The following is a 23,869-nucleotide window of genomic DNA, read 5'->3' on the forward strand; positions in this document are numbered from 1 at the left end:
CTAAACTGGCTTTCATTGGCTTGGTCGTGTCCCCATCTTGGGGGCACGACTCCCCTTGAAGGACATTTCCGTGCCCGATGCCATTGAACTCCTGAAGACGCGCCGCTCGATGAAACCGCGCGAGATGACCGGCCCGGGCCCGTCCGCGGCCGAGCTCGAGACCATTTTGACGATCGGCGCACGCGTGCCTGACCACGGCAAGCTCGCGCCCTGGCGCTTCATCGTGTTCGAGGGCGATGCCCGCGCGCGGGCCGGCGACGTGATCGCAAAGGTCTTCGCCCGGAAGAATCCCGGGGCGCCGGCCTCCGACATCGAGGTCGAGAAGAAGCGCCTGACCGACGCGCCGCTGGTGATCGGCGTGGTCTCCTTCACCAAGCCGCACCCGAAGGTGCCGCCGTGGGAGCAGGAATTGTCGGCGGGCGCCAGCGCGATGAACATCGTTACCGCGGCGACCGCGCTCGGCTACGGCGCCTGCTGGCTGACCGGCTGGTTTGCCTTCGACCGCGACGTGCTCGACGGCCTCGGCCTGAAGCCGGACGAGAAGCTCGCCGGGCTCATTCACATCGGCACCCCGACCAGGCCGAGCGAGGACCGCCCGCGCCCGGCCCTGTCGGATATCGTGACGCGGTTCTAGGGTATAGGCTTGTAGCCCGCATGAGCGGAGCGATATGCGGGACACTCGTCCCGGGTGTCGCTTCGCTCACCCGGGCTACAAAAGCCCTCGCCATTGTCGGGCATGACGACTACGCCGCCTTCGACGCACGCTCCGCAAAGCCGCTCAGCAAGGCCGCGATCTCGCCGGCCGGCCGCGCCGCGCTGAACAGAAATCCCTGCACCTCGTTGCAACCTTCGGCGCGCAACCAGTCGAGCTGGTCTGTCGTCTCGACCCCTTCCGCGGTCGTGGTGATCCTGAGGCTGCGGCCAAGGCCCGAGATCGCGCGCACGATCGCGAGGCAATCGGAGCGCCGCGCCAGATCCTTCACGAAGGAGCGGTCGATCTTGATCTTGTCGAACGGGAAGCTGCGCAGATAGCTCAGCGAGGAATAGCCGGTGCCGAAATCGTCCATCGAGATGCTGACGCCCAGCTCGCGCAGCTGATGCAGGATCGCGAGGTTGGCCTCGGTTTCCGCCAGGAACACCGACTCGGTGATCTCGAGCTCGAGCCGCCGCGCCGACAGGCCGGAATGCGCCAGCGCCGAGATCACGGCCTGGACCAGATTGCGGCTGCGGAACTGCACCGGCGACAGATTGACGGCGACCTTGACGTCGGCGGGCCACTTGATCGCCTCCGAGCAGGCTTCGCGCAGCACCCATTCGCCGAGCGCGACGATCAGGCCGATGTCTTCGGCAACCGGGATGAACTCCGCAGGTGAGACCATGCCCTTCTGCGGGTGCCGCCAGCGCAGCAGCGACTCGAAGCCAGAGATGCGGTCGGCCGCGATATCGACCAGCGGCTGGTAGTGCAGCTCGAACTCGCCGTTGCTGAAGGCCGCGCGCAGATCGCGCTCCATGTCGCGGCGCTTCTGCGCCTGCTGATCCATCTCCGGTTCGAAGAAGTGGTGCACGCCGCCGCCCTCGGACTTGGCGCGGTACAGCGCCATGTCGGCATTGCGCATCAATTCTTCCGACGTCGTGCCGTCACCCGGTGACAGCGCGATGCCGACGCTGGCGCCGACCACGACCTCGAGCCCGTCGATGTTGTAGGGCGCGCTCAGCGCTTCGATCAACCGTTCGGCGAAAGCGCTCGCCTCGTTCGGCGAAACGTCGGCCGCAAGCACGATCGCGAATTCGTCGCCGCCGAGGCGGGCCGCCACATTGTCGTCGCGGACCACCTCGCGCAGCCGCTCCGCCACCAGCTTGAGCAGGCGGTCGCCCATCGGATGCCCGAAGGAGTCGTTGACGTTCTTGAACAGGTCGAGGTCGATGCACATCACCGCGACGCGCTTGTTGCCGCTGCGGCCGCGCTCCAGCGCCTCGCGTAGGCGCTCCTGGTAGAAATCGCGGTTCGGCAAATTGGTGAGACCGTCATGGTGCGCCATATGCGCGATCCGCGCTTCGGCGGCGCGGCGCTCGGTGATGTCGACCACCGCGACCAGATAGCCGTCGCGGCCCTCGAACGCCACCTTGCGCCCGAAGGTCAGCACGTGGATCTCGCTGCCATCGGCCCTGATGTGCCGCCAGTCGCGGCTCGATTGATAGACGTCGCCGATCTCGCGCAAGGCGGCGCTGTGCACGCTCCACTCATCCACCGGCCAGATCTGGCGCAGCGTCATGCCGAGAAACTTTTCCCGGCTGTATCCATAGTGCTGAACGGCGGCGTCGTTGACGCTGAGGAATTCCATCGTGCCGGCGTCGAACACCCACATCGGCATCGGGTTGTTCTCGAACAGCAGGCGGAACGACTGCTCGCGCTGCTTCAGCGCGGTGACGTCGGAGACGGTCAGCGACAGCATGTCGCCGAACGCCGTGACGCCGAGCCGCAGGCAGCGATCGCCGCTGTCGATCTCGAACTGCCCGCCCGGGCCGCCGCCGACAAATCCACGCAGACGGCTCATCACCGCTGACGCCGCAAGCGGATTGCCGCCGGCGCTGAGCCGGCGCCACAGCAATTCGGTCGCAGGCTGCATCAGCAGCCTTGCGGCGCCCTGGTTGAGATGCACGATCTGGAAGTCGGCCGGCTCGCCGCGCGCATCGCGGATCGCGGCGAGCGACAGCACGCCCTCGTCGGTGGCCGAGAAAATCGTATCGAGCAGATTGTACTGCGCATTGCGCTCGTTGACATAGACGCCGACCAGGATACCGCCCCAGCGCGACCGCGTCGGTAGCGCCAGCACGTCGAAGGTCCGCACCAGCCCGTCGCGGACGCAATGCGCCGACGCCAGATAGGGCCGGCAGTTCTCGCGCGCGTTTGCGGCCGCCTCGGTCAACGCGGTGGCGCAATCCGGCGGCAGGGCGCTGAGCGGAATGTCCCAGCGCTCGTCGTTCAGCCATGTCTGGACATAGCGGCCGGCGTGCGAGACGCTGAGCATGCTATCGACGCTCCGCAGCAGCACGATATGATCGGCGAGCCGGCCGAGACTGCCGAGCATCACGTCTTCATAGTGCGGCAGCTTTTCGCCGGGACGGACCGCGGCCTGCCACTTGCGTTGCAGAACCGGTACGTCGGCGAACATCTCGGAATTGAATTTGGCCGATGCTTTAGCTGATTTCTTGTTGGCCATGACCATGGCGCGCCCCACGCAAACACTAGTCCCCACGGCATCCAAGTCATGCCGCGGCTTAACGTCATGTAAAAATAGGCAGGCCCGGTATCGCCGCGAGCGATTATGACGGCTCAAATTCGCGCGATGGTTAGTTCACATTAGAGACTATGACAGCTGCATGAAATGCAGGACCGGCCGGACGTCAGCGCGCCACGACCTCGACTTCGCCATCGACACCGTTGACGACATTGAAGGGGCGCTCGAACACCTTGCCTTCGTTCTTGGCGATCGCGCGATACTCGCCCTCGGAGAGCACGACGCGCGGGAACGCGCCGATCGATTCCTTGATCACGTCGCCGCCCGGCGTGATCACCGACCAGGCGGTGTTGGCAAGCGCCTCGCCGCCCCGCTCGCTGACCAGCTTGAGGGTGATGACGGCGGCGCGATGGGTGACGGTGACGTCGGTCAGCTTGCCCGCCCCGACGCGAATGTCGGAGCGCACCACCGAGTTGGCGTCGCCATAGTTGGAGACGATGTAGTAGGTGCCCTCGGGCAGCAGCGCGACGTCGCCGGCGGCAACGTTCGGCACCATCGGTCCACGGTCCGAACCGTCGAACTGGCTGCCCTTGTAGATCGCAAACGAGATCTGGTTGGCGGGGATCTTGCTGCTGCCGACCCGACCCTCGATCCGCAGGCCCCCGGCCGGCAGCACGAAGGACTCGCGGTCGGTCTCCGACTTCAGGCTGACGGCGCGCACTGCGCTGACGAGGCCGAGCGCGACATGGACGACATAGTTGCCGGGCGGCAGCACCACGTTGGGCGTCGCCCCGCGCTCTTCGCGGACCAGCTTGTAGGTACCGTTGTCGTCAGGCTTGTCGGCGAACACCCGCCACACCAGCCCGGCATTGATGACCGGCAGGTCCTTGCCGTACCGCGCCGTCAGCGACAGCACCGCCTGCCCCGCGGCCGGCGACCCGGCCGGCGGCGCTGCTACCACCGGCGGCACGGTCGCAATCGAGGGCTGGACGATGGTCGGCTGGTTCAGCGGACCAGGCAGAACGGGCCCTGAACCGCCGCCCGATGGCGGCGCCAGGTTGAGCGCCGGACCGGACGGCACCTCCGGGACCGAGGCGGGCGGAATCGGCGGCGGCCGGTCGCTGAAGAACTGTGCAGATACGGAACCGGGGATCAGGGCGAGCAAAAATGCCGCAAGCGTCAACAGCGGAAGGAGCCGCATGCCCCGTCCGCATCCGCCGATGCCGTTGCCCCTCGAAGTCATCATCATGCTTTTCAACGAAAACGCGGCAAATTCAAGCCTTCGTCCAAGGGATCCAGGGGGCGTCCAAGGCTTTGTCACAGTCCGGGTGGGCGGTGTCCGCCATTTGGAACCGCGCGATCAAGCCGATGTTAGCCCTATCGTCGCGGTCCAGTCACATTCCCTGCCTACCGCGGACTACCCGGGGCATGAATCGTGCCTGTGGGACTAACCATGAAGACGGACGACGCTGGCGCAGCCATGCTGCGCAGCCTAGTCTCGCGCAGGCAGGAGATTTGTCGTGTTGGATAGCTGGATGGGCCGAGGCCACAAGAGCTCCGACGGCCCCGACAAGGTAGGCTTGGGAACGGTTCGCCGGCCGGTCATCGGGCTTGCGCTCGGCGGCGGCGCCGCGCGCGGCTTTGCCCATATCGGCATCATCAAGACCCTGCTGGCCCACGGCATCGTCCCCAATGTGGTGGTCGGCACCTCGATCGGCTCCGTGGTCGGTGGCGCCTATGCGGCCGGCCATATCGAGACGCTGGAGCAATGGGCGCGCGGCCTGCAGCCGCGCAGCGTGCTCGGCTACCTCGACATCCGCCTCAACGGCTCCGGCCTGATCCGCGGCGCCAAGCTGGCCGCCGAGATCGAGGCTGCGTTGGGCCAGGTCATGATCGAGGACCTCACGGTCAAGTTCGCCAGCGTCGCCACCGAAGTGCGCACCGGGCACGAGATCTGGTTGACCCAGGGTCGCGTGGTCGACGCCATGCGCGCCTCCTACGCCCTGCCCGGCATCTTCGCGCCGGTCCTGATCGGCGACCGCTGGTTGGTCGACGGCGCGCTGGTCAATCCGGTGCCGGTCTCGGCCGCGCGCGCGCTCGGCGCCGAGATCGTCATTGCGGCGAACCTCTCCAGCGACGTGTTCGCGCACTCGACCACGATCTACAATCACGGCCCGTCCGCCGCGCCGGAGGTGACGGTTGCGGTGACCGCCGAGGCCGAACTCGAGCCGGAGCCGCCGAAGCGCCGGTTTGGCCGCTTCTTCTCCGCCGAACGTACCGTGAAGCGGGAGTTTTTCGGCAGCGCCAGCCGGCCCGGCATCTCGAGCGTCATGGTCGACGCCTTCAACATCATGCAGGACCGCATCACCCGCGCACGCCTTGCCGGCGATCCGCCTGATATGCTGATCTCGCCGCGGGTCGGTCAGATCGGCTGGTTCGACTTCCACCGCGCCGACGACCTGATCGCGCACGGGATACGCGCCGCCGAACGCTCCATCAGCGCAATCGAGGAGGCAATCGACATCCTGGCGCCGCCGTCGAGCGGCGCGGGCAGCACCGGGAAGTAGCGCTCAGGCGGTCTTGATGTAGTCGCGCAGCGCCTCCTGCTCGCGCTCATATTCCTCGACGCGCCGCTTGACGATGTCGCCGATCGAGATCAGCCCGACCACCTTGCCGTCCTCGACGACAGGAAGATGGCGGAATTTTCCCGTGGTCATCATCTCCATGATGCCGCTGACCGTATCGGACTCGCGGCAGCTCACGACCTTCTTGGTCATGACCGCGCTGACCGGTTCGTCCAGCGCGCCGGCGCCGCGCTCAGAGAGCACGCGCACGATGTCGCGCTCCGACAGGATGCCCTCCATGCGGCTCTGCTCCATCACCAGCACCGCGCCGATCCTACGCTCGCCGAGCAGCTTGACCGCGGCCGAGAGCTTCGCGCCGGGCGCGACGCTCATGACCTGATGGCCTTTTGCATCGAGAATGGAACGTACCGTCATTGTCGGCCTCCCTGAATCCGCTCGCGCCCCGCTTGAGCGGAGCCGAGCCTGTTCGCCAGAGTCTTCAATCAACAGTTCCGCGCCGATTTCGGTTCCGCGGCGCGGCGAGTAGCAGGGCTCGATTTGTCGGCCCGCTTTGTTTCTGCGTCACAAAGATGATGGAGGAATTCGATCCAGGCCGCAAGCTGGCGATCAGACGCGCCCCGACTGATCCACCGACGACGCATCTGCAGCATCGTCCCGCGTGCGCGGCACCGGATCGAACAACGAGAACAGCAGCAGTCCGGCAACGAAGCCGCCGATATGCGCCTGCCAGGCGACGCTCGCGCCCTCGCCGCCGAGCGACAGCGAGGTGGCGCCGAACAGGATGTTGACGCCGAACCATATCGCCAGGAAGGCGAGCACCCGTCCGTTGCGCAGCGCCCGCCACAGCGACAGCGCAGGCACCTTGGCCGCCGCCTCGGCATCGCCACGGCTGAACGACAGGAAGCTGCCCTTCACAAAGGCAAAGCGGATCGCCGCCGCCATCGTCCCCGACACCGAAGCCGACGCTCCGATCATCGGCGCGATCGCGTGCTCATGGGTCAACAGATGCGCAAGCGCCCCGGCGGCCGCCGTCACCGCCATGAAGACAAAGAAACGCAGCGCGCCGAAGCGCCGCGCCAGCGCGCTGCCGAACGGCAGCAGCCACAGCACGTTGAAGCCGATATGGGTGAGGTTGGCGTGCAGCAGCGAATAGGTGACGAAGGTCCAGACCTTGGCGCCTTCGCCGCCCGGAAAGGTGATGTCGAGCAGCGTCGAATCGTAGCGCTTCGGGATGAAGCCGAAGACGTCGATGGTCCAGTTCTCCAGCTCCGGCGGCAGCAGCACCCGCAGATGAATCACCGCGATCAGCAGGATGTAGGCGGTGAGCGCCGGCGGCAAGGTCAGGATCGGCTCGCGCGGCGCCTCCGGCGGCGGCGCGAGCGGGGATTCGGGATGGGAGTCCAAGGGGTCGGCGACCTCGATGCGGCGGTGGATCAGAGATAGGCGGCTTTCGCACCCCTGTGCAAGTGCACAATCCCAAAATCGGACACCGGGTGTCGCGCAGTGCGGAATCGGGACAAAAGAAAAGGGAGGGCGCTGAGAACGCCCTCCCTGGTCGGCTGGTCTTCTCGTGCCCCGGAGGGATCGGGAGAAAATCCCCACCCCTCCCCGCACGGTGACCAAACTGTTTGACGCCACCTGTGTACCAAAGGCGCCGGCGCTTGGGGCAGCCGGCGCGAACAGGAACGCGCACCCTACCCACTGGTTCCGCGGGGGCCAAGGACATAGTTAAATTTACGTTAACAACACAAAGCTGCCGATAAGCCGCCCAAAGCGCGGCCACGGCATGGACGCTGCACAGCCTTCCCTGCACAACAGAGAAGGGAAGGCGCCTGAGCAAAACCGGGACAGATGTGTCCCGCCGAGACAGGTGCCGGGCAAGGTTTAGATGAAACACAGCTCGAGCCGCGAGTTCTTCGCATATTGGAATGCGAAGCGCGGCACCGCACGTGCACCTGACCGGAGTGAGTTCGAGCCGTCCGCGGTACGCGAACTACTGTCCGACATCTTCGTGCTGTCCTATGACGGCGAGACCCGATTTCCGTTCCGCGTCGCCGGCACCCGCACCTCCGCCCTGCTCGGCTGCGACCTCAAGAACCGGAGCTTTTCCGCCCTGTTCACCGGTGCGAGCCGCGGCGAGATCGAAGACATCATCACCTGCGTCGTCGAAGAGACCCTGCCGGCCATCGCCGGCATCACCGCCACGACCGAGAGCGGCGCCAAGGCGCATCTCGAGCTGCTGCTGCTGCCCTTCACGAGCCGTGTCCATATGCCGGCGAGCCTCACCGGCCTGCTCGCCCCGTTCGAGGACGACGTCGGCCGGCTGCACGACCTGGTGCTGACCTCGTGGCGTTACCTGCATCCCCAGGAGCGGTTCGTGCCGCGGACCCTGCGCAAGCTCGCCATCGCGCGCGGCCTGATGGTCTACGAAGGCCTGCGCTAGCCGCCGGCACCCGCCTTGGGACGGGATGGCAGGCGCCGGTCGCTTGCACCCCGCCCCGCGGAACTCTATTAGCTGTCTGGCCGTCACGGCGGGGTGGACCCGCTCATTGCAGCTGCGGCCGGGCTGGGCATGTTTCGGAATTCGATCAGGCAGAAGATCGTCGGCATTGCCGCGGGACTCATCATCCTCGCGGTGGTCACCTCGCTGCTGTCGATGGTGATGGCGGGCCAGGTCGGCCATCTCCTCGACGAGCTCACCAACCGCTACATCCCCGCCTATGGCCACCTCGCCCGCGTCAACATCCGCGCGCTGGAGCGGTCGCTCGCCATGCGCCGGATGATGATGGCGAAGATGCAGGCGCCGGCCGAAGACTCCGGCTACGAAAGCGCGCGCAAGGCCTTCGACGAGATCGAGCCCCTGATCAAGCGCGAGGCCGACGCCGCGCGCACGCTGATCGATGCGATCATCGCCGATCCCTCGACGCCATCCGACAACGCCGCGCTCGGACGCCTCGATGACCGCATCGACAATGCCGTCAACGACCTGTTGATGCGCCTGAACGCAGAGAACAAGACGCTGCTCGAGCAAATCGACGCCAAGGACTTTGCGGCGGCGAAAGCGACCACGCTGCGCGCCGACGCCCTGCGCGACGACTTCAACACCAGGATCGAGGGCATCCGTGCCGACATGCTGGCGCAGGTCGCTTCGGCCGCCGCAAAGGTGATGAGTGCCCAGCAGCGGGCGATCATCATCTCCGGCGTCGTGACCGCCATTGCCGCGATCCTCGGCTTCGTGTTCGCGATGCTGGTCGGCAGCGGCATCACGCGTCCGGTGATGCGCCTGCTCGAAAGCACCCGCGAGGTCGAGGCCGGCCGCCTCGACGGCGCCATCACCATCACGACCCAGGACGAGATCGGCCAGCTGTCGGCCGCCTTCAACCGCATGATCGAGACGCTGCGGCACAACCAGCGCATCCGCGAGACGTTTGGCCGCTACATCAATCCGCGAATCGCCGAGGGCCTGCTCGAACAGCCGGCGATCGCCGCGACCGAAGGACAGCGCCGCGTCATGACGGTGATGTTCTGCGACATGAAGGGCTTCACCAGCCTGAGCGAGGGCGTGACGCCGAGCGGCCTCGTCAAGATCATGAACCTCTACCTGTCGACGATGTCGGCGCCGGTCCATGCGCATCGCGGCATCATCGACAAATATATCGGCGACGCCATCATGGCCTATTGGGGCGCGCCCTTCGTCGAGGAGGCCGAGCAGACCCATCTGGCCGCGCTTGCCGCCATCGACATGATCGGCCAGGTCAACCAGCTGCGCAAGGATCTGCCGGAACTGCTCGGCGTCCGCGTGATTCCGGCCGATTGCGACATCCGGATCGGGATCGCCACCGGCGAGGCCCTGGTCGGCAGCATCGGCTCCGAGTTCATGATGAGCTACACCGTGCTCGGCGACACCGTGAACCTCGCCTCGCGGCTGGAAGGCGCCAACAAGTTCTACGGCAGCCGCAGCCTGATCTCGGAGGCCACCGCCGCGGCCTGCGCCGCAACCATCGAGCTGCGCGAGATCGACCGCCTCGTGGTGATGGGGCAGACCCAGCCGGTCGCCGTGTTCGAGATCCTCGGCAAGAAGGACGAACTGACGCCGGCGCAGACCGAGTTGCGGCAGCGCTACGCGGACGGTCTCGCCGCCTATCGCGAGCGCCGCTGGGATGACGCCGAGCAAGCCTTCGCCGCGGCGCTGGCGGCGGCGCCGGGCGACGGCCCGTCGATCGCCATGAAGGCGCGCGTCGCAGCGTTCAGGCAAGATCCGCCAGCGGCCGACTGGGATGGCGCCTGGCATCTGGAGCGGAAGTAGCCGCGTCACGCTCATCCCGGCTCCGCCGCTACAGCTGGGCCTCGATCGCAGCCTTGTCGATCACCGACCAGACCTGCACGATCTTCCCGTCGCGGAATTCGTAGAACACGTTCTCGGCGAAGGACACGCGCTTGCCGTTGACGCCGAGACCGAGAAACGTGCCGTTCGGCGAACAGTCGAATGCCAGCCGGCTCGCGACATGGGACGCATCCGACACCAGGAGAACGATGTTGAAGCGAAGGTCCGGGATGTCGCGAAAATCCCCTTCCAGCATCGCGCGATAGCCGGATAACCCGAACCGACGGCCGTTGTGGCACACATCCTCGTCAACGAACTGACCGAGTTGCGGCCAGTCCCGGCGATTCAAACAGGCAATGTAGTTCCGGTAGATCTCGGCGAGGTCCGTTTTCATCATCGATCGTCCTCCTTGCCGCGGGTCCAGATGGCCATTGAGCATTTGCGTGCGATTCTAACACCGATGTCAGTTTCGACTCCGATGTCCGATGGCGCGAACGAAACACTCAGCCAGCGTGCACGTGAAAGCGCGACGTCCCGAAGAGACAGTGCGATTGCCGCTTCGGCAAACAATTTCTTAAACCGCGCGGAATGTCTCCCGCGATCGGGAGTTAGTGCTTCAGGTCAATAACTGTCCTTGTCAAATCGGGAGGCGTACATGATCAAGTCACCGATGATGCTTGCGGCATTCCTGACAGCGCCGATCATTCTGTTCCCACCGCAGACCGCCATCGCGGCTGGCGGAGGTGGCGGCGGCGGCGGTGGTGGTGGCGACCCATACGGGTCGAGCTACGGCACTCCCGCGCCGTCCTATCCCCAGCAGAAGGACAGAAAGACCACGCACAAGGTCAAGAAGCCCTTCAAGCAGTCCGGCTTCGAAGACCCGGCATTCCGCGACGGCTATCGCGCGGCCTATGCGACAATCTACGAACGCAACGACTACGCCGCCGCGATCGATCAGTTGCACGCACTCGGCCGCGATGATCAGCCGAACGTCGCGAACCTGATCGGCTATTCCTATCGCAAGCTCGGCGACTACAAGCAATCGCAAGTCTGGTACGAACGTGCGCTCAAGGCCGATCCGAACCACGTCCTGACGTGGAACTACTACGGCCTGTGGCAGATCGAACAGGGAAACCGCGACCAGGCGCAGTATCATCTGCAGCGGATCGCCGAGATCTGTGGCACCGAATGCGAAGAGTATCGGACGCTGGCGGCGGCACTGGAAAAGCCGCCGGGTACGAACCTCGTCTACTGAGCGCGTCGCGTAGCCCGCATGAGCGGAGCGACATGCGGGGAAGGACCGGCCCCGGATGTCGCTGTCGCTCGTCCGGGCTATGCCTGTGAGCCGCTTTGTTCGCGTGTCCGTTTTTGCGGGAATTTCGCCGTTTTGGTCGACGTGGCCGGCGAGTAGCTTGCGTGCCGGGCGACGCACGCGGATACGTTGAGATCGATCATCATGACCTGGCGGCTTCTCGCGTGGAGCGGCATCGCCGTTGCCGCGCTGGTTCCAATCATCGGCGGCATCTGGCTCTTCACCCTGCCCGCCGCATCGGCGTTCCGGGTTCCGCCTCCGATCGCCAAGGCCGAGCAGGATGCAACGCTCGCGGCGCTGAAGCCGCCGAAGCGGTCGCGCCCCCTGATCGCGATGCTCGGCATCAACGACATGACCGAGACCACCGACTATCTGATGCCCTACGGCATCCTCAAGCGCGCCGATGTTGCCGATGTCGTCACGCTGGCGACGGGACCCGGTCCGGTCGCGCTATTCCCGGTGCTGAAGGTCGAGCCTGATGCGACCATCGCCGCATTCGACGCCGCACATGGCGACGGCGCCGACTACGTCATCGTGCCGGCGATGAGCCCCGACGACGATCCGGCGGTCATGCAATGGATCCGGCAGCAGGCGGAGAAAGGCGCCGTGATCGTCGCCGTCTGCGCCGGCGCCAAGGTGCTCGCCTCGACCGGCCTGCTCGACGGCAGGCGCGCCACCACGCACTGGTTTTACCTGAAGAACTGGCGCAGCAAACATCCCGCCATCCAATACGTCGCCGACCGCCGCATCGTGGTCGATCGCGGCGTCGCGACGACGACCGGGATTTCGGCGTCGATGCCGATGTCGCTGACCCTGATCGAGGCGATCGCCGGCCGTACCAGGGCCGAGGCCGTCGCGCGCGAGATCGGCCTGCCAGGCTGGGACGCGCGGCATGACAGCAACGCCTTCAAGTTCACGCGTCCCTTCGCGCTGACCGCCATCCGGAACACGCTGGCGTTCTGGAACCGGGAACAGCTCGGCCTCGCGCTGGCTCCCGGCGTCGACGAGGTCTCGCTGGCGCTGGTCGCCGACAGCTGGTCGCGCACCTATCGATCGCATGCCGTGACGTTCGCCGCGACCGGCGACGCGGTGACGACCCGCAACGGCCTGCGTATTTATCCGCAAGTCGTGGCGCCGGATTGGTCCGCAGATCGTCTGCTGCCCGCGGTCGGCACCGCGCCGCCCGCGCAGGCGCTCGACCGGGCGCTTGCCGGGATCGAAACACGCTATGGCCGTGATACGGCGGACTTCGTCGCCATGCAGCTCGAATACCCACGGGCTGACGCCGTGCAGTGAGGGATTGCGTCCCCAACAACGTATTCGATCCTCCATCCGCCCCATTGTCATCTGCCTGTCATGAATTGTGCCGACACGTCAGCGCCGGACCAGTTCGGGGACACGCATGGACTATTTCAAACGCTTCAACTTCCTGTTCGCTGCGCCGGTGTTCGAGGCCGACGACCTCGAGGGCATCCGCTTCAACCAGATCATCGCCGAGATCGAGCGCTCCGGCTTCGAGGTGGTTCGCGCCCGCAAGCTGGAAGATGCCGAGATCGCGGTGCAGACCGACGCCGCGATCGGCTGCATGGTGGTCGATTGGGGCAAGAAGGGCCTTGAGGGCAAGACCGCGGCGCTGATCAACCTGATGCGCCGGCGCGGCCTCGACTTCCCGATCATCCTGTTGATCCGGCGCAAGCGGTTCGAGGACCTGCCGGTCGAGGTGCTCGATTTCATCGACGGCTACGTGTTCCTGTCCGAGGAAACCCCGCCCTTCATCGCCAAGAACCTGATCTCCAGGCTGAAGCAATATGCCGAGAATTTGAAGACGCCGTTCTTCGGCGCGCTGGTCGACTATGCCGAGGAAGGCAACCAGCTCTGGACCTGCCCGGGCCACAATGGCGGCGTGTTCTACAGCCGCAGCCCAATCGGACGGGTGTTCGTCGAACACCTTGGCGAAGCCGTGTTCCGCGACGACCTCGACAATTCCGTGCTCGACCTCGGCGACCTCCTCACCCATGAGGGGCCGGCGCTGCGGGCGCAGAAGGAGGCGGCCCGGATCTTCGGCGCCGAGAAAACCTATTTCGTGCTCAACGGCACCTCGACCTCCAACAAGGTCGCGCTCGGCTCGCTGGTCACCGACGGCGACCTCGTGCTGTTCGACCGCAACAACCACAAGGCCGCGCATCACGGCGCGCTGCTGATCGGCGGCGGCATCCCGGTCTACGTGCCGACGGTGCGCAACGCCTGCGGCCTGATCGGGCCGATGCGCTGGGACCTGCTCGACGAGGGCACGCTGCGCGACCACATCCGCAAGCACCCGCTGGTCAAGGACGAGAACGCCTGGAAGAAGGAGCGTCCGTTCCGGGTCGCCGTGGTCGAGCAGTGCACCTATGACGGCACCATCCACTCGGCCGAGATGATCCTCAAGCGGATCGGCCATCTCTGCGACTACATCCTGTTCGACGAGGCCTGGGCCGGCTTCATGAAATTCCACCCGATCTATGCCGGCCGCTTCGCCATGGGACTGTCCGATCTCGGCCCCGAGGCGCCCGGCATCATTGCGACCCAATCGACCCACAAGCAGCTCGCGAGCTTCTCGCAGGCCTCGCAGATCCACATCCGCGACCGCCACATCAAGGGCCAGAAGCGCCGGGTCGAGCATCGCCGCTTCAACGAAAGCTTCATGCAGCACGCCTCGACCTCGCCGTTCTACCCGCTGTTCGCCTCGCTCGATGTCGGCGCGCAGATGATGAAGGGCCGCTCCGGCGAAGTCCTGTGGGACGACACGATCCGGCTCGGCATCGAGCTGCGCAAGAAGATCCGCGCCGTGAAGCGCGAGTTCGAGGAGAAGGAGACGCGCCCCGAGCGGCGCTGGTTCTTCGAGCCGTTCGTGCCGGACCGCGTGAAGATCCCCGACGTCGCGCGCGAGAACGGCGTGCACAATGTCGCCTGGGAGACGATCTCGACCGATCAGCTCGCGACCAATCCGTCCTACTGGCAGCTCAGTCCCGGCGAGACCTGGCACGGCTTTCCCGAACTGACCGCGGGCTTCGCCATGACCGACCCGAACAAGCTCACATTGCTGACGCCGGGCTTCGATCACGCCACCGGCGCCTATGCCGATCACGGCATCCCCGCACCGGTGGTGGCGCAATATTTGCGGGAGAACCGCATCGTCGCCGAAAAGAACGACCTCAATTCCCTGCTGTTCCTGCTGACGCCCGGCGTCGAGGCCAGCAAGGCCGGCACGCTGGTCTCCGGGCTCGTCGCCTTCAAGAAGCTGCACGACGACAACGCGCTGCTCGAGGACGTCATCCCGGAATTCTACCGCCGCCGTCCGGGCCGCTATGCCGGGGTGCGGCTGCGCGACCTCTGCGGCGACATGCACCGCTTCTTCCGCGACGGCGGCGTCAGCACGCTGCAGGCCAGGCAATTCCTGCCCGAGCACCTGCCCGAGATCGCGATGTCGCCGCGCCAGGCCGCACAATATCTCATCCGCAACGATGTCGACTATCTGCCGATCGACCAGATCTTCGGCCGCGTCGCCGCGACGCCGTTCGTGGTCTACCCGCCCGGCATCGCCACCATCGTGCCCGGCGAGCGGCTGTCGGAACGCAGCAAGCCGATGATCGATTACCTGAAGATGTTCGAGGCGAGCTTCAATGCGTTCCCGGGCTTCGAGGTCGAGGTCCAGGGCATCTACAAGGAGATCGACGACTCCGGCCGCGTCCGCTTCTACACCTATGTCGTGTCCGAATAGGCGAACGGACGCAACACAATGGAGAATGATTACAAGATCACCGTCCGCCCGTCCCGCGACAGCGACGTCGACGCCATGCTGTCGATCTACCGCCACCACATCCGCCGCGGCGTCGAGGAAAGCGTCGACGACAGCGGCACGCCGGAGCCCGACGATCTGCGCGACCGCCGCAAGAATCTGCGCAACACCCGCCTGCCCCACCTCGTCGCGATCTGCGACAGCGAGGTGGTCGGCTATGCCTATGTCGTGCTGTTTCGCAAGCGTCCGGCCTACCGCTACACGGTGAAGCATTCGATCTATGTGCATCACCGCTTCACCGGCCAGCGCGTTGGCGGCCGGCTGCTGCAGGAGTTAATCGACACCTGCGCCGCCGCCGGCTTCCGCCAGATGATCGGCTACATCGACAGCGACAACGCCGCCTCGCTCGCGCTGCACGACCGCTTCGGCTTCGCCCGCGTCGGGCATTTGCCCGGTGTCGCCTATCGCTATGGCCGCTGGTCCGACACCATGATGGTGCAGCGCTCGCTCGCCGCCGGCGCCACCGCCCCGCCGCCCCCCGCGCCGCTGTCGCGACGGTGATGGGCACGACACTTTCCATTCGTCGTCCCGGCGAAGGCCGGGACCCATAACCACAGGATTGGATTGGCAAGGAAGGCTGTGGCCCCAGCGTCGCGCAATAATCACCTTCGGTGGTTATGGGTCCCGGCCCCCCGTGCGCTATTGCGCACTAGGCCGGGACTACAGCGAATGTGTTGCGCGGCCGGTGAGTCATACACCGGCATTCTCGCGGCCTCTGCAGCGCGAGTTTTGCATTTCGTTTCGCCGCTCTGATGACAGAGGGCGCAGGGAAAGCCGGATGCCGATCGCACCCATGGGTCCCGAGTAATCCTGCAGGCTGCAAGGCGCAAGCGACCTGAACGCCCTACTCCAGCGTAAAGCCGACCCGCAGCGCCACCTGATAGTGCCGGATCTTGCCGTCCTCGATATGGCCCCGCGTCTGCACCACCTCGAACCACTTCATTTCCCGGATCGTCTTTGACGCGCGGCTCACGGCGTTCTCGATCGCCGCCTCGATGCTCTTGTCCGATGATCCGACCAGTTCCAGGATTTTGTAGACGTGATCCTTGTCGTGCGTGGCGGGCATGTCGACCTCCTCTGTGGATGCGCGATCCGGACCGCTTGCGCTGCGGTTCGGACAGTCCATCGTCCGATGCGGGCCGGCCATCGTCAAAACCGACGAATGCTGCGCGGCAACACGCCGGACGAACTGAATAAACGTGTCGCGGCGCCTTTGGTGCCAGCATGCATTTCGTGCCAGCTGCGCACCCGCCCTTGTCCGGGCCTTGACCTATGGTAGCATGGTTTCATCAAGTATTCGGGAGCGATACGATGTCCACTGCGTCCAGCTCACCCGCCACACCTCCTCACAGCCTCGGATCCGGGCTTTCCAACCTCCGCGCCAAGTGGGGCTGGATCGTCGCCCTCGGGGTGATCTACCTGATCGCCGGCGTGCTCGCCTTCGGCAGCGTCTTCTTCGCCACCGTCGTCAGCGTGCTGTTCGTCGGCGCCATGATGATCGTCGCCGGCGTCGCCGAGATCATCAACGCGTTCCAGTTCAAGACCTGGGGCAAATTCCTGTTCTGGCTGCTGCTCGGCGCGCTCTATGTCGTGGCGGGCTTCATCACCTTCGAGAACCCGCTGCTCGCCGCGGCGACGCTGACGCTGTTCCTCGGCATCGCGCTGGTGGTGTCGGGCATCGTCCGCATCTTCCTCGCGTTCGGCATGAACTCGGAAGCGCCGTGGGGAATGGTCGCGATCTCCGGCCTGATCACGCTGGTGCTCGGCGCCATGATCCTGGCGCGCTGGCCGGTCTCGAGCCTCTACGTGCTCGGCATCTTCCTCAGCGTCGACCTGATCTGCGCCGGCGTGAGCTGGATCAGCATGGGCATGGCGCTGAAGCGCAGGGCGTGAGGCGCGATCGTCGCCTCAGGCACGATCGACGGGTGGGTTAGCCAACGGGTCCGCTCGCAGGGCGGCCCGATGGCAAGCTCCGCGTGACGCGCCGCACGTTTCATGCGCGGAGAGATGGCGGGTTACGCTTACGCTAACCCGCCATACCCTCAATCCACCTGCAAGCCTCAGGGCTGCGCGAGATGCCAGGCGCCGTTCAGGAAACCGTCGCCGGTGATGTCGCCGGCCTTCTGGTCCTTGGCGAAGGTATAGAGCGGCTTGCCCTTGTAGGCCCACTGCTTGGAGCCGTCGTCACGCGAGATGATGGTGTAGCCGCCTTCGGCCTTGTCGCTGGCGTCCGCCTTCAAGACCGGCCAGTTCGTCGCGCACGGGCCGTTGCAGGCCGACTTGCCTTCGGAATCCTTGTCGAAGGTGTAGAGCGTCATGCCCTTGGCGTCGGTGAGGACGGAGCCCTTCGCGGTGGTTCCGGTCTTGGTCGGCGGCGCGGCAAAGGCCGCCGAGGCGAACGCAAGCGACACGGCGGTGGCGAGCGCGAGCGAGATCGATGTCTTCATGATGTCTCCTGTTCGAATGCAAATGGCTTGCATGCGTAAGGACGCCGAAGGGCGCGCACTATTCCGCTGACGGCGCGCGAAGAATTTTCGGGACGGCGATCAATGCGAGGGGAATAAAGCCGCAGGCGCGTGCCGATACCGTCCCGTAGCCCGCATGAGCGGAGCGACATGCGGGAGCCGCCCCGGATATCGCGGAGCCTGTCATCGGGCGCGCGTTCGCGCGACCCGTTGGCTCATCCGGGCTACAACACCGAATATGCTACCGCCTGATTTCCTCGACCGCGCGCACCAGCGGGCGGTCGGAGAGCTGGATCGGGCCGGAGAACGGCGTGCTCATTTCGAGGATCAGGTAAATCGCGGCCGAGATCAGCGCCGCGGCGGCGACGGTGGTCGAGATCACCACTGCGTTGCGCGGCGCGCGAAAGCCGAGGGTGGCGAACATCAGCGTCAGCCACCCGACCAGGATGCAGATCAGCGGCGACGGAAACGAGCCGTCGGACTGCTCGACAAAGGTCCAGCGCTGCTGCACCGCCTGCCGATAGACCGAGCGCGCGTCGTTCCACAGCGCGACCTTCTGCTCGTCGTCGAACCGCAACTCGCGCAGGCTGGTGCCGACCTCGTCGAGCAGGCGCTCGGACACCGCGCTTGCCCTGGAGATCGGAACATCCTTGAGCACCTGCTCGACATAAGCGAGCAGCCGCTTGCGCGGCTCCTCGGCGCTCGGCCCGAGCGGCCGCAGGCTGCGATCGAGCAGGATGAGGTCGGTGGCGAAGACGTGCAAATTGCGATCGACCGCCACATAGGTGTTGGCGGCACTGTTCATCATCAGGCCGAGCAGCAGCGACGGCATGGTGACGAACAGCGTCGCGACCAGGCGTACCGAGGTATTGGTCTCGTCGCTGCGGTGATGATCGGCAAGCCGGACATGGATCGCCATGGTCGCAAGCGCGGCGCCGCCGAGCAGGATGAAGATCAGGACGGCGACGATGAATGCAACCACGGCTTGCGAGAACCTGCGAGAGAATCAGGTCCGCAGGATAGCAAGGGACGCCCGGCGGTGCATGTCCGGTTGACTAGCCGTCCCCACGCGCTATCCAGTCCGCACGGGTTGGGGGACGTCCGGCGAGAGCGCGAGGCGCGCTCCAGAGGAGATACCACGTGCATATCGTCGACGACAACGAGGTCAACCGCGTCCTGAGCTTCCCGGTCCTGATCGAGGCGATCGAGGCCGCGCACCGGCGGCCGAAGATCGCGGTGCACGACGGTTATCTCGGCGACGACAAGGGCCAGCAGCTGGTGACGCGCAGCGCGGTCGATGCCGGCCGCTTCATGATGACCAAGCTCTACACCAGCTTTCCCGGCAACCTCGCCCACGGCAAGCTGCCGGCGGTTCAGGCGGTCTGCGTGCTGTTCGACGGCAATGACGGGCGTCCGCTCGCGGTGATGGACGCCGCCGAGATCACCCATTGGAAGACCGCCGCGGACTCCGCGCTCGGCGCAAAACACCTCGCGCGGCCGGATGCCGAGACGCTGCTGGTGGTCGGCGCCGGCGAGATGGCGCGCTGGCTGGTGCGCGGCCACCGCACCGTGCGGCCGCAGCTGAAGCGGGTGCGGGTCTGGAACCGGACAGTTGAACGCGCCCAGGAGCTCGCCGCGCTGCTGGAAGGCGACGGCATCGCGGCCGAGGCCGTCACCGATCTCGACGCCGCGACACGCGAGGCCGACATCATCACCACCTGCACCCGCTCGCGCGAGCCGCTGGTCAAGGGCGCCAATTTGCGGCCCGGCACCCATCTCGATCTGGTCGGCGGCTTCACCCCGGAGACCCGCGAGTCCGACGACGAGGCGGCGCGGCGTTCGCGCATCTTCGTCGACCGCCGCGAATCCGCCTTCGACGGCGTCGGCGACATCCTGCAACCGATCGCGAGCGGCGCGATCACCGAGAGCGACGTGCTCGGCGACCACTACGACCTCGCCGGCGGCAAGGTCGCCGGGCGGCTGTCGGATAGCGACATCACCTTCTTCAAGAACGCCGGCGGCGGGCATCTGGATCTGATGACCTGCGAGACGGTGCTTGCGCAGCTGGGGAAGGAGCTGCGGTAAGCGGAACTGTTCTGTAGCCCGCATGAGCCAACGGGTCGCACGAATGCGCGCCCGATGACGGGCTCCGCAACATGCGGGATCAGCCTCCCCCGGATATCGCTTCGCTCATCCGGGCTACATCTACGTCTCGCGCAGCCAGACCTCGCCGATCGAGTGATCGGCGCGCTTGCGCAGCACGACGTCGGCCCGCGTCCGCGTCGGCAAGATGTTCTCCCTGAGATTGGCGCGATGATGCTCGCGCCACAGCCGCTCCGCGACCTCGCGCGCGTCACCCGGCGGCAGGTCCCTGTAGTGGTGGAAATAGGAGGCGGGATTCCGGAACGCTGTCGGCTGCAACCTGAGGAAGCGTTCGACATACCAGGACTGGATGTCGGCCTCATCGGCATCGAGATAGATCGAGAAGTCGAAGAAATCCGACACCACCACCGGCGCCGTGCCGCGCGCCAGCAGCACGTTGAGGCCCTCGAAGACCAGGATGTCCGGCTGCTGGATGACCTGGCGTTCCGACGGCACGATATCGCCGATCAGATGCGAATAGACCGGCAGCTCGAGCTCGCGTTCGCCCGCCTTCGCCGCCGCGAGAAATCGCAGCATGCGCGGCAGGTCGTAGCTCTCGGGAAAGCCCTTGCGCCGCATCAGCCCGCGCTCTTCGAGAACGCCGTTGGCATGCAGGAAGCCGTCGGTCGTCACCAGCTCGACCCACGGATGATCGGCCCAGCGGGCCAGCAGCGCGCACAGCACGCGGGCAAAGGTGCTCTTGCCGACGCCGACGCTGCCGGCCAATGCAACGATGTAGGGCGAACGGCGTGCCGGGCGGCCGAGAAACTCCGCCTTGACGTGCGCGAGGTTGCGCGCCGCCGCGAAATGCAGGTTCAACAAGCGCGTCAGCGGCAGATACACGTCGCTGACTTCGGCGGAATTGATCGGCTCGTTCAAGCCGCGCAACGCCGCGAGATCGGCGTCCGAGAGCGTCAGCGACGTGCTGGCGCGCAAGGCCGCCCAATCGCTGCGGCCGAAGATCATGTAGGCGGACAGCTCGTCGGGGTGGGTCATCTCAGCCGTTCACGGTGAGCCTGATGCGTCCGATCGATCTTGCCGAGGCAATGCCGGTTACGTCAATCGCCCTTTGCGGCGGCGATGGCAACGAGTAGCCCGCATGAGCGCAGCGACATGCGGGGCCGGTCTCCCACCCGGATATCGCTTCGCTCATCCGGGCTACGCGGCGACCGTAGTAGAACCGTAGGGCGGGTTTGCGTTGGCGTAACCCGCCCTACGCTCCCTACTCCGCGGCCTGCTGCGTCGGTGCGTCCAGCGCCTCCGACACTTTCGGCGGAGACATCGGCAGACTGTAGAAGCGTTTGCCGAGCGCGTTGTGGACGGCGTTGGCGACCGCGGCCATCACAGGCACCAGCGGCACCTCGCCGACGCCCTTGACGCCCTGCGGATGCTTCGGGTTCGGCACCTCGACCAGCGCGCAGTCGAGCATCGGCAGGTCGGAGCAGACCGGCATGCGATAATCGAGGAAGCCGGGATTATCGACCTTGCCGTCCTTGTTGTAGACGTATTCCTCGTTCAGCGCCCAGCCGATGCCCTGCGCGACGCCGCCCTGCAGCTGGCCCTCGACATAGCTCGGATGCACGGCGCGGCCGACATCCTGCATGGCGGTGTAGCGAATGACGCGGACGATACCGAGATCGACATCGACCTCGACGTCGCAGATATGGGTGCCGAAGCCGCCCTCGGCGCCCTGGGTGTTGAGCTGCACGCTGGCGCCGATCGGACCGCCCTGCGACGGCGCCTTCTCGGCGAGGTCGGCGAGCGTCAGCGGCTCGAACTGGCCGGCATTCGGGCTCACCGGATGCGCGGCGCCGTTCTCCCACTTCACGGCTTCAGGGTCGATCTCCCAGACCTTCGCCGCGCGCTCGCGCAAGGTCGCGATCACCTTGTCGGCGGCCTGCGTCACCACCATCGAGGAGGCGAACAGCACGCGGCTGCCGCCGGTGAGGTTGGAGAATCCGACCGTCTGGGTGTCGCCGATGATGACGGAGACGCGCTTGTAGTCGATGCCGAGCAACTCGGCGCAGATATTGGCGATGCCGGCGCGCGAGCCGCCGATATCGGGGTGCCCTGTCGTGACGACGACGTTGCCGTCCTCGGTGATGTTGACCTGCGCGGAGGATTCACCGCCGGCATTGAACCAGAAGCCGGAAGCGACGCCCCTGCCCTGCAGCTTGCCGAGCGGCGCGGCATAATGCGGATGGTTCCTGGCGGCTTCCAGCGTCTCGATATAGCCAATGCGTGGGAACACCGGGCCGTGCGCCGCCTTGGTGCCTTCCTTCGCCGCGTTCTTCAGCCGCAGCGCCAAGGGGTCCATCTTGAGCGCCTCGGCAAGCTCGTCGAGCACGCATTCCACCGCATAGGCGCCGATCGGCGCGCCGGGCGCGCGATAGGCCGCGACCTTGGAGCGGTTGGAGCAGACGTCGAACCCCTCCGACAGCACATGCGGGATGTCGTAGGGCGCGAAGCTGCACCCGACCGCACCGCGGATCGGCGAACCCGGGAAGGCGCCGGCCTGCAGATAGAAGCTGCCATGGGCGGCGACGATGGTGCCGTCCTTCTTCGCGCCGATCTTCACCGTGCTCTTCGAGCCCGAGGTCGGCCCGGTGGCACGCATCACCTCCTCGCGGGTCATCACCATCTTCACCGGGCGGCCGGATTTTTTGGCGAGCAGGGTGGCGAGCGGCTCGAGATAGACGATGGTCTTGCCGCCAAAACCGCCGCCGATCTCGGCGGGGATGGCGCGGATGTCGCTCTGCGGGATGCCGGTCAGCATCGAGGTCATCGCGCGCACCATGAATTGGCCCTGGCTCGACGACCAGATCGTGGTCTTGCCGTCGGCCGCAACCGAGATCAGGCAGGCATGCGGCTCGATATAGCCCTGATGCACCGGGCGTGTGGTGAAGGAACGCTCGATGATGACTTCAGCATCCTTGAAGCCCTGCGCGATGTCGCCCTTCTTGGATTCGAGGCGGCCCATGATGTTCGAGGGCTTGCCGTCGAATTTGTTGAACTCGTGCAGGATCGGCGCATCAGCCTTCAGCGCGTCGTCGATCTCGATCGCCCAGGGCAGCACCTCGTAGTCGACCTCGATCAGCTTGCAGGCCTCGGTCGCGATCGCCTCCGTGGTCGCGGCGACGGCGGCGACGGGATGGCCGGGGAACAGCGCCTTGTCGCGCGCCATCACGTTGCGGCACATCCAGCGCATGTCCTGGATGCCGAGCATGACGGCGCCCTTCTCGATCGTGAAGTCGACGATGTCGCGCGCGGTGACCACCGCCTTGACGCCGGGCAGCGCCTCGGCCTTGGCGGTGTTGATCGACCTGATGCGGGCGTGCGGATGCGGGCTGCGCAGGACCTTGCCCCAGATCATGCCGGGCATGGTGGTGTCGGCGGCAAACGCCGCGCGGCCGGTCACCTTGTCGACGCCATCGGGCCGGATGGTGCGCTGGCCGATCCATTTGTTGTTGACGACGTTCATGGGCGAGCCTCCCGCATTTCAGCCGCGGTCTCCATCACCGCGCGGACGATCTTGTCGTAACCGGTGCACCGGCAGAGATTGCCGGCGAGCCAGAAGCGGACTTCCTCTTCGGTCGGGTTTGAATTCCTGGCGAGCAGCGCCTCGGAGGCGACCAGCATGCCCGAGGTGCAGATGCCGCACTGAAGCGCGGCGTGCTCGAGGAACTTCTGCTGCAACGGATGCAGCTTCTCGCCTCTGGCCATGCCCTCGATGGTCCCGATCTCGTGGCCCTCGGCCTCAGCCGCGAGCATCAGGCAGGAGCAGACCAGGCGGCCGTCGAGCGTGATCGAGCAGGCGCCGCAATCGCCGGACGCGCAGCCCTCCTTCGAGCCGGTGAGCCCCAATTGCCCGCGCAGCGCGTCGAGCATGGTCTCGTACGGCTCGCACAGGAATTCGACCGGCTCGCCGTTGACTGAGGTGGTGACGTGCAGTTTCGCCATGGTG

At 66.0% G+C, this 23,869-nt stretch carries 21 protein-coding genes; 10 read left to right on the forward strand and 11 right to left on the reverse strand.

The genetic code is table 11. The annotated features are described in order from the left end of the window. The first annotated feature begins 70 nt into the window (after window positions 1-70). Window positions 71-634 carry a nitroreductase family protein gene (locus ACZBJS_RS30440; protein WP_057019692.1) on the forward strand — a complete coding sequence of 188 codons (564 nt, stop codon included), beginning with the start codon at window positions 71-73 and terminating at the stop codon, window positions 632-634. A gap of 109 nt (window positions 635-743) precedes the next feature. On the opposite strand, the gene ACZBJS_RS30445 is transcribed toward ACZBJS_RS30440, so the two are convergent. After that, the gene (locus tag ACZBJS_RS30445; RefSeq protein WP_316398057.1) at window positions 744-3,227 is read right to left on the reverse strand and encodes a putative bifunctional diguanylate cyclase/phosphodiesterase; all 2,484 of its coding nucleotides are present in this window, start codon (window positions 3,225-3,227) and stop codon (window positions 744-746) included. Window positions 3,228-3,405: 178 nt separating this feature from the next. Then, a complete protein-coding gene (locus ACZBJS_RS30450) occupies window positions 3,406-4,482 on the reverse strand; it encodes a hypothetical protein (protein ID WP_028342693.1) in 1,077 nt (358 codons plus the stop codon). A gap of 277 nt (window positions 4,483-4,759) precedes the next feature. Here ACZBJS_RS30450 and ACZBJS_RS30455 point away from each other — a divergent pair, with 277 nt between their 5' ends. Next, window positions 4,760-5,806 (forward strand): patatin-like phospholipase family protein, encoded by a 1,047-nt coding sequence (locus ACZBJS_RS30455; RefSeq protein ID WP_057019669.1) that lies wholly within the window; start codon window positions 4,760-4,762, stop codon window positions 5,804-5,806. A gap of 3 nt (window positions 5,807-5,809) precedes the next feature. Here the strand turns inward: ACZBJS_RS30455 and ACZBJS_RS30460 are convergent, their stop codons facing one another. Both ACZBJS_RS30460 and ACZBJS_RS30465 read right to left on the reverse strand, forming a co-directional pair. Continuing rightward, a complete protein-coding gene (locus ACZBJS_RS30460) occupies window positions 5,810-6,238 on the reverse strand; it encodes a CBS domain-containing protein (protein ID WP_057019670.1) in 429 nt (142 codons plus the stop codon). A 192-nt stretch (window positions 6,239-6,430) separates the two neighbouring features. Continuing rightward, window positions 6,431-7,228: a rhomboid family intramembrane serine protease gene (locus ACZBJS_RS30465; RefSeq protein ID WP_316398058.1), complete on the reverse strand. Its 798-nt coding sequence runs from the start codon at window positions 7,226-7,228 to the stop codon at window positions 6,431-6,433. A 484-nt stretch (window positions 7,229-7,712) separates the two neighbouring features. Here ACZBJS_RS30465 and ACZBJS_RS30470 point away from each other — a divergent pair, with 484 nt between their 5' ends. Next, window positions 7,713-8,267: a PAS domain-containing protein gene (locus ACZBJS_RS30470; protein ID WP_057019672.1), complete on the forward strand. Its 555-nt coding sequence runs from the start codon at window positions 7,713-7,715 to the stop codon at window positions 8,265-8,267. 129 nt (window positions 8,268-8,396) lie between these two features. Then, a complete protein-coding gene (locus ACZBJS_RS30475; RefSeq protein WP_316398059.1) occupies window positions 8,397-10,130 on the forward strand; it encodes an adenylate/guanylate cyclase domain-containing protein in 1,734 nt (577 codons plus the stop codon). Between the two features lie 28 nt (window positions 10,131-10,158). Here ACZBJS_RS30475 and ACZBJS_RS30480 read toward each other — a convergent pair whose 3' ends face one another. After that, window positions 10,159-10,545, reverse strand: a complete 387-nt coding sequence (locus ACZBJS_RS30480) for an ester cyclase (protein ID WP_316398060.1) — start codon at window positions 10,543-10,545, stop codon at window positions 10,159-10,161. 258 nt (window positions 10,546-10,803) lie between these two features. Between ACZBJS_RS30480 and ACZBJS_RS30485 the strand changes: the two genes are divergently transcribed. From ACZBJS_RS30485 to ACZBJS_RS30500, 4 genes are all read left to right on the forward strand, one after another. Then, complete coding sequence (locus ACZBJS_RS30485) at window positions 10,804-11,403, forward strand: tetratricopeptide repeat protein (protein ID WP_316398061.1); 600 nt, start codon at window positions 10,804-10,806, stop codon at window positions 11,401-11,403. A gap of 201 nt (window positions 11,404-11,604) precedes the next feature. Beyond that, entirely contained in the window at window positions 11,605-12,756 is a 1,152-nt protein-coding gene (locus ACZBJS_RS30490; RefSeq protein ID WP_316398062.1) for a DJ-1/PfpI family protein, read from the forward strand. Between the two features lie 106 nt (window positions 12,757-12,862). Further along, window positions 12,863-15,220 (forward strand): Orn/Lys/Arg family decarboxylase, encoded by a 2,358-nt coding sequence (locus ACZBJS_RS30495; RefSeq protein WP_316398063.1) that lies wholly within the window; start codon window positions 12,863-12,865, stop codon window positions 15,218-15,220. An 18-nt stretch (window positions 15,221-15,238) separates the two neighbouring features. Then, window positions 15,239-15,799 carry a GNAT family N-acetyltransferase gene (locus ACZBJS_RS30500; RefSeq protein WP_253639518.1) on the forward strand — a complete coding sequence of 187 codons (561 nt, stop codon included), beginning with the start codon at window positions 15,239-15,241 and terminating at the stop codon, window positions 15,797-15,799. 343 nt (window positions 15,800-16,142) lie between these two features. Here the strand turns inward: ACZBJS_RS30500 and ACZBJS_RS30505 are convergent, their stop codons facing one another. After that, entirely contained in the window at window positions 16,143-16,364 is a 222-nt protein-coding gene (locus ACZBJS_RS30505) for a dodecin (protein ID WP_026192947.1), read from the reverse strand. Between the two features lie 245 nt (window positions 16,365-16,609). Between ACZBJS_RS30505 and ACZBJS_RS30510 the strand changes: the two genes are divergently transcribed. Further along, complete coding sequence (locus ACZBJS_RS30510; RefSeq protein WP_057017581.1) at window positions 16,610-17,191, forward strand: HdeD family acid-resistance protein; 582 nt, start codon at window positions 16,610-16,612, stop codon at window positions 17,189-17,191. Window positions 17,192-17,358: 167 nt separating this feature from the next. On the opposite strand, the gene ACZBJS_RS30515 is transcribed toward ACZBJS_RS30510, so the two are convergent. Continuing rightward, the gene (locus ACZBJS_RS30515) at window positions 17,359-17,745 is read right to left on the reverse strand and encodes a COG4315 family predicted lipoprotein (protein WP_210262721.1); all 387 of its coding nucleotides are present in this window, start codon (window positions 17,743-17,745) and stop codon (window positions 17,359-17,361) included. 259 nt (window positions 17,746-18,004) lie between these two features. Then, a complete protein-coding gene (locus tag ACZBJS_RS30520; protein ID WP_310881611.1) occupies window positions 18,005-18,745 on the reverse strand; it encodes a bestrophin-like domain in 741 nt (246 codons plus the stop codon). A 158-nt stretch (window positions 18,746-18,903) separates the two neighbouring features. Between ACZBJS_RS30520 and ACZBJS_RS30525 the strand changes: the two genes are divergently transcribed. After that, window positions 18,904-19,848 (forward strand): ornithine cyclodeaminase family protein, encoded by a 945-nt coding sequence (locus tag ACZBJS_RS30525; protein ID WP_316398064.1) that lies wholly within the window; start codon window positions 18,904-18,906, stop codon window positions 19,846-19,848. A 120-nt stretch (window positions 19,849-19,968) separates the two neighbouring features. On the opposite strand, the gene coaA is transcribed toward ACZBJS_RS30525, so the two are convergent. From coaA to ACZBJS_RS30540, 3 genes are all read right to left on the reverse strand, one after another. Further along, window positions 19,969-20,901, reverse strand: coding sequence for a type I pantothenate kinase (coaA, locus tag ACZBJS_RS30530; protein ID WP_141341553.1), 933 nt, complete (start codon window positions 20,899-20,901; stop codon window positions 19,969-19,971). A gap of 226 nt (window positions 20,902-21,127) precedes the next feature. Further along, on the reverse strand, window positions 21,128-23,386 hold the full coding sequence (locus ACZBJS_RS30535; protein WP_316398065.1) for a xanthine dehydrogenase family protein molybdopterin-binding subunit: 2,259 nt from the start codon (window positions 23,384-23,386) through the stop codon (window positions 21,128-21,130). Further along, window positions 23,383-23,865, reverse strand: a complete 483-nt coding sequence (locus tag ACZBJS_RS30540) for a (2Fe-2S)-binding protein (protein ID WP_057017586.1) — start codon at window positions 23,863-23,865, stop codon at window positions 23,383-23,385. Before ACZBJS_RS30540 ends, ACZBJS_RS30535 begins: the two co-directional genes overlap by 4 nt. Window positions 23,866-23,869: the final 4 nt, after the last annotated feature.

Source organism: Bradyrhizobium sp. KZN70725 (assembly GCF_055264925.1).

What these genes read in the sequence shown, in the direction of transcription:
- ACZBJS_RS30445 (WP_316398057.1), bottom strand. Translation starts at nt 3,227, where the DNA reads ATGGTCATGGCCAACAAGAAATCAGCTAAAGCATCGGCCAAATTCAAT.
- ACZBJS_RS30450 (WP_028342693.1), bottom strand. Translation starts at nt 4,482, where the DNA reads ATGACTTCGAGGGGCAACGGCATCGGCGGATGCGGACGGGGCATGCGG.
- ACZBJS_RS30460 (WP_057019670.1), bottom strand. Translation starts at nt 6,238, where the DNA reads ATGACGGTACGTTCCATTCTCGATGCAAAAGGCCATCAGGTCATGAGC.
- ACZBJS_RS30470 (WP_057019672.1), top strand. Translation starts at nt 7,713, where the DNA reads ATGAAACACAGCTCGAGCCGCGAGTTCTTCGCATATTGGAATGCGAAG.
- ACZBJS_RS30475 (WP_316398059.1), top strand. Translation starts at nt 8,397, where the DNA reads ATGTTTCGGAATTCGATCAGGCAGAAGATCGTCGGCATTGCCGCGGGA.
- ACZBJS_RS30480 (WP_316398060.1), bottom strand. Translation starts at nt 10,545, where the DNA reads ATGATGAAAACGGACCTCGCCGAGATCTACCGGAACTACATTGCCTGT.
- ACZBJS_RS30485 (WP_316398061.1), top strand. Translation starts at nt 10,804, where the DNA reads ATGATCAAGTCACCGATGATGCTTGCGGCATTCCTGACAGCGCCGATC.
- ACZBJS_RS30490 (WP_316398062.1), top strand. Translation starts at nt 11,605, where the DNA reads ATGACCTGGCGGCTTCTCGCGTGGAGCGGCATCGCCGTTGCCGCGCTG.
- ACZBJS_RS30495 (WP_316398063.1), top strand. Translation starts at nt 12,863, where the DNA reads ATGGACTATTTCAAACGCTTCAACTTCCTGTTCGCTGCGCCGGTGTTC.
- ACZBJS_RS30500 (WP_253639518.1), top strand. Translation starts at nt 15,239, where the DNA reads ATGGAGAATGATTACAAGATCACCGTCCGCCCGTCCCGCGACAGCGAC.
- ACZBJS_RS30505 (WP_026192947.1), bottom strand. Translation starts at nt 16,364, where the DNA reads ATGCCCGCCACGCACGACAAGGATCACGTCTACAAAATCCTGGAACTG.
- ACZBJS_RS30510 (WP_057017581.1), top strand. Translation starts at nt 16,610, where the DNA reads ATGTCCACTGCGTCCAGCTCACCCGCCACACCTCCTCACAGCCTCGGA.
- ACZBJS_RS30515 (WP_210262721.1), bottom strand. Translation starts at nt 17,745, where the DNA reads ATGAAGACATCGATCTCGCTCGCGCTCGCCACCGCCGTGTCGCTTGCG.
- coaA (WP_141341553.1), bottom strand. Translation starts at nt 20,901, where the DNA reads ATGACCCACCCCGACGAGCTGTCCGCCTACATGATCTTCGGCCGCAGC.
- ACZBJS_RS30535 (WP_316398065.1), bottom strand. Translation starts at nt 23,386, where the DNA reads ATGAACGTCGTCAACAACAAATGGATCGGCCAGCGCACCATCCGGCCC.
- ACZBJS_RS30540 (WP_057017586.1), bottom strand. Translation starts at nt 23,865, where the DNA reads ATGGCGAAACTGCACGTCACCACCTCAGTCAACGGCGAGCCGGTCGAA.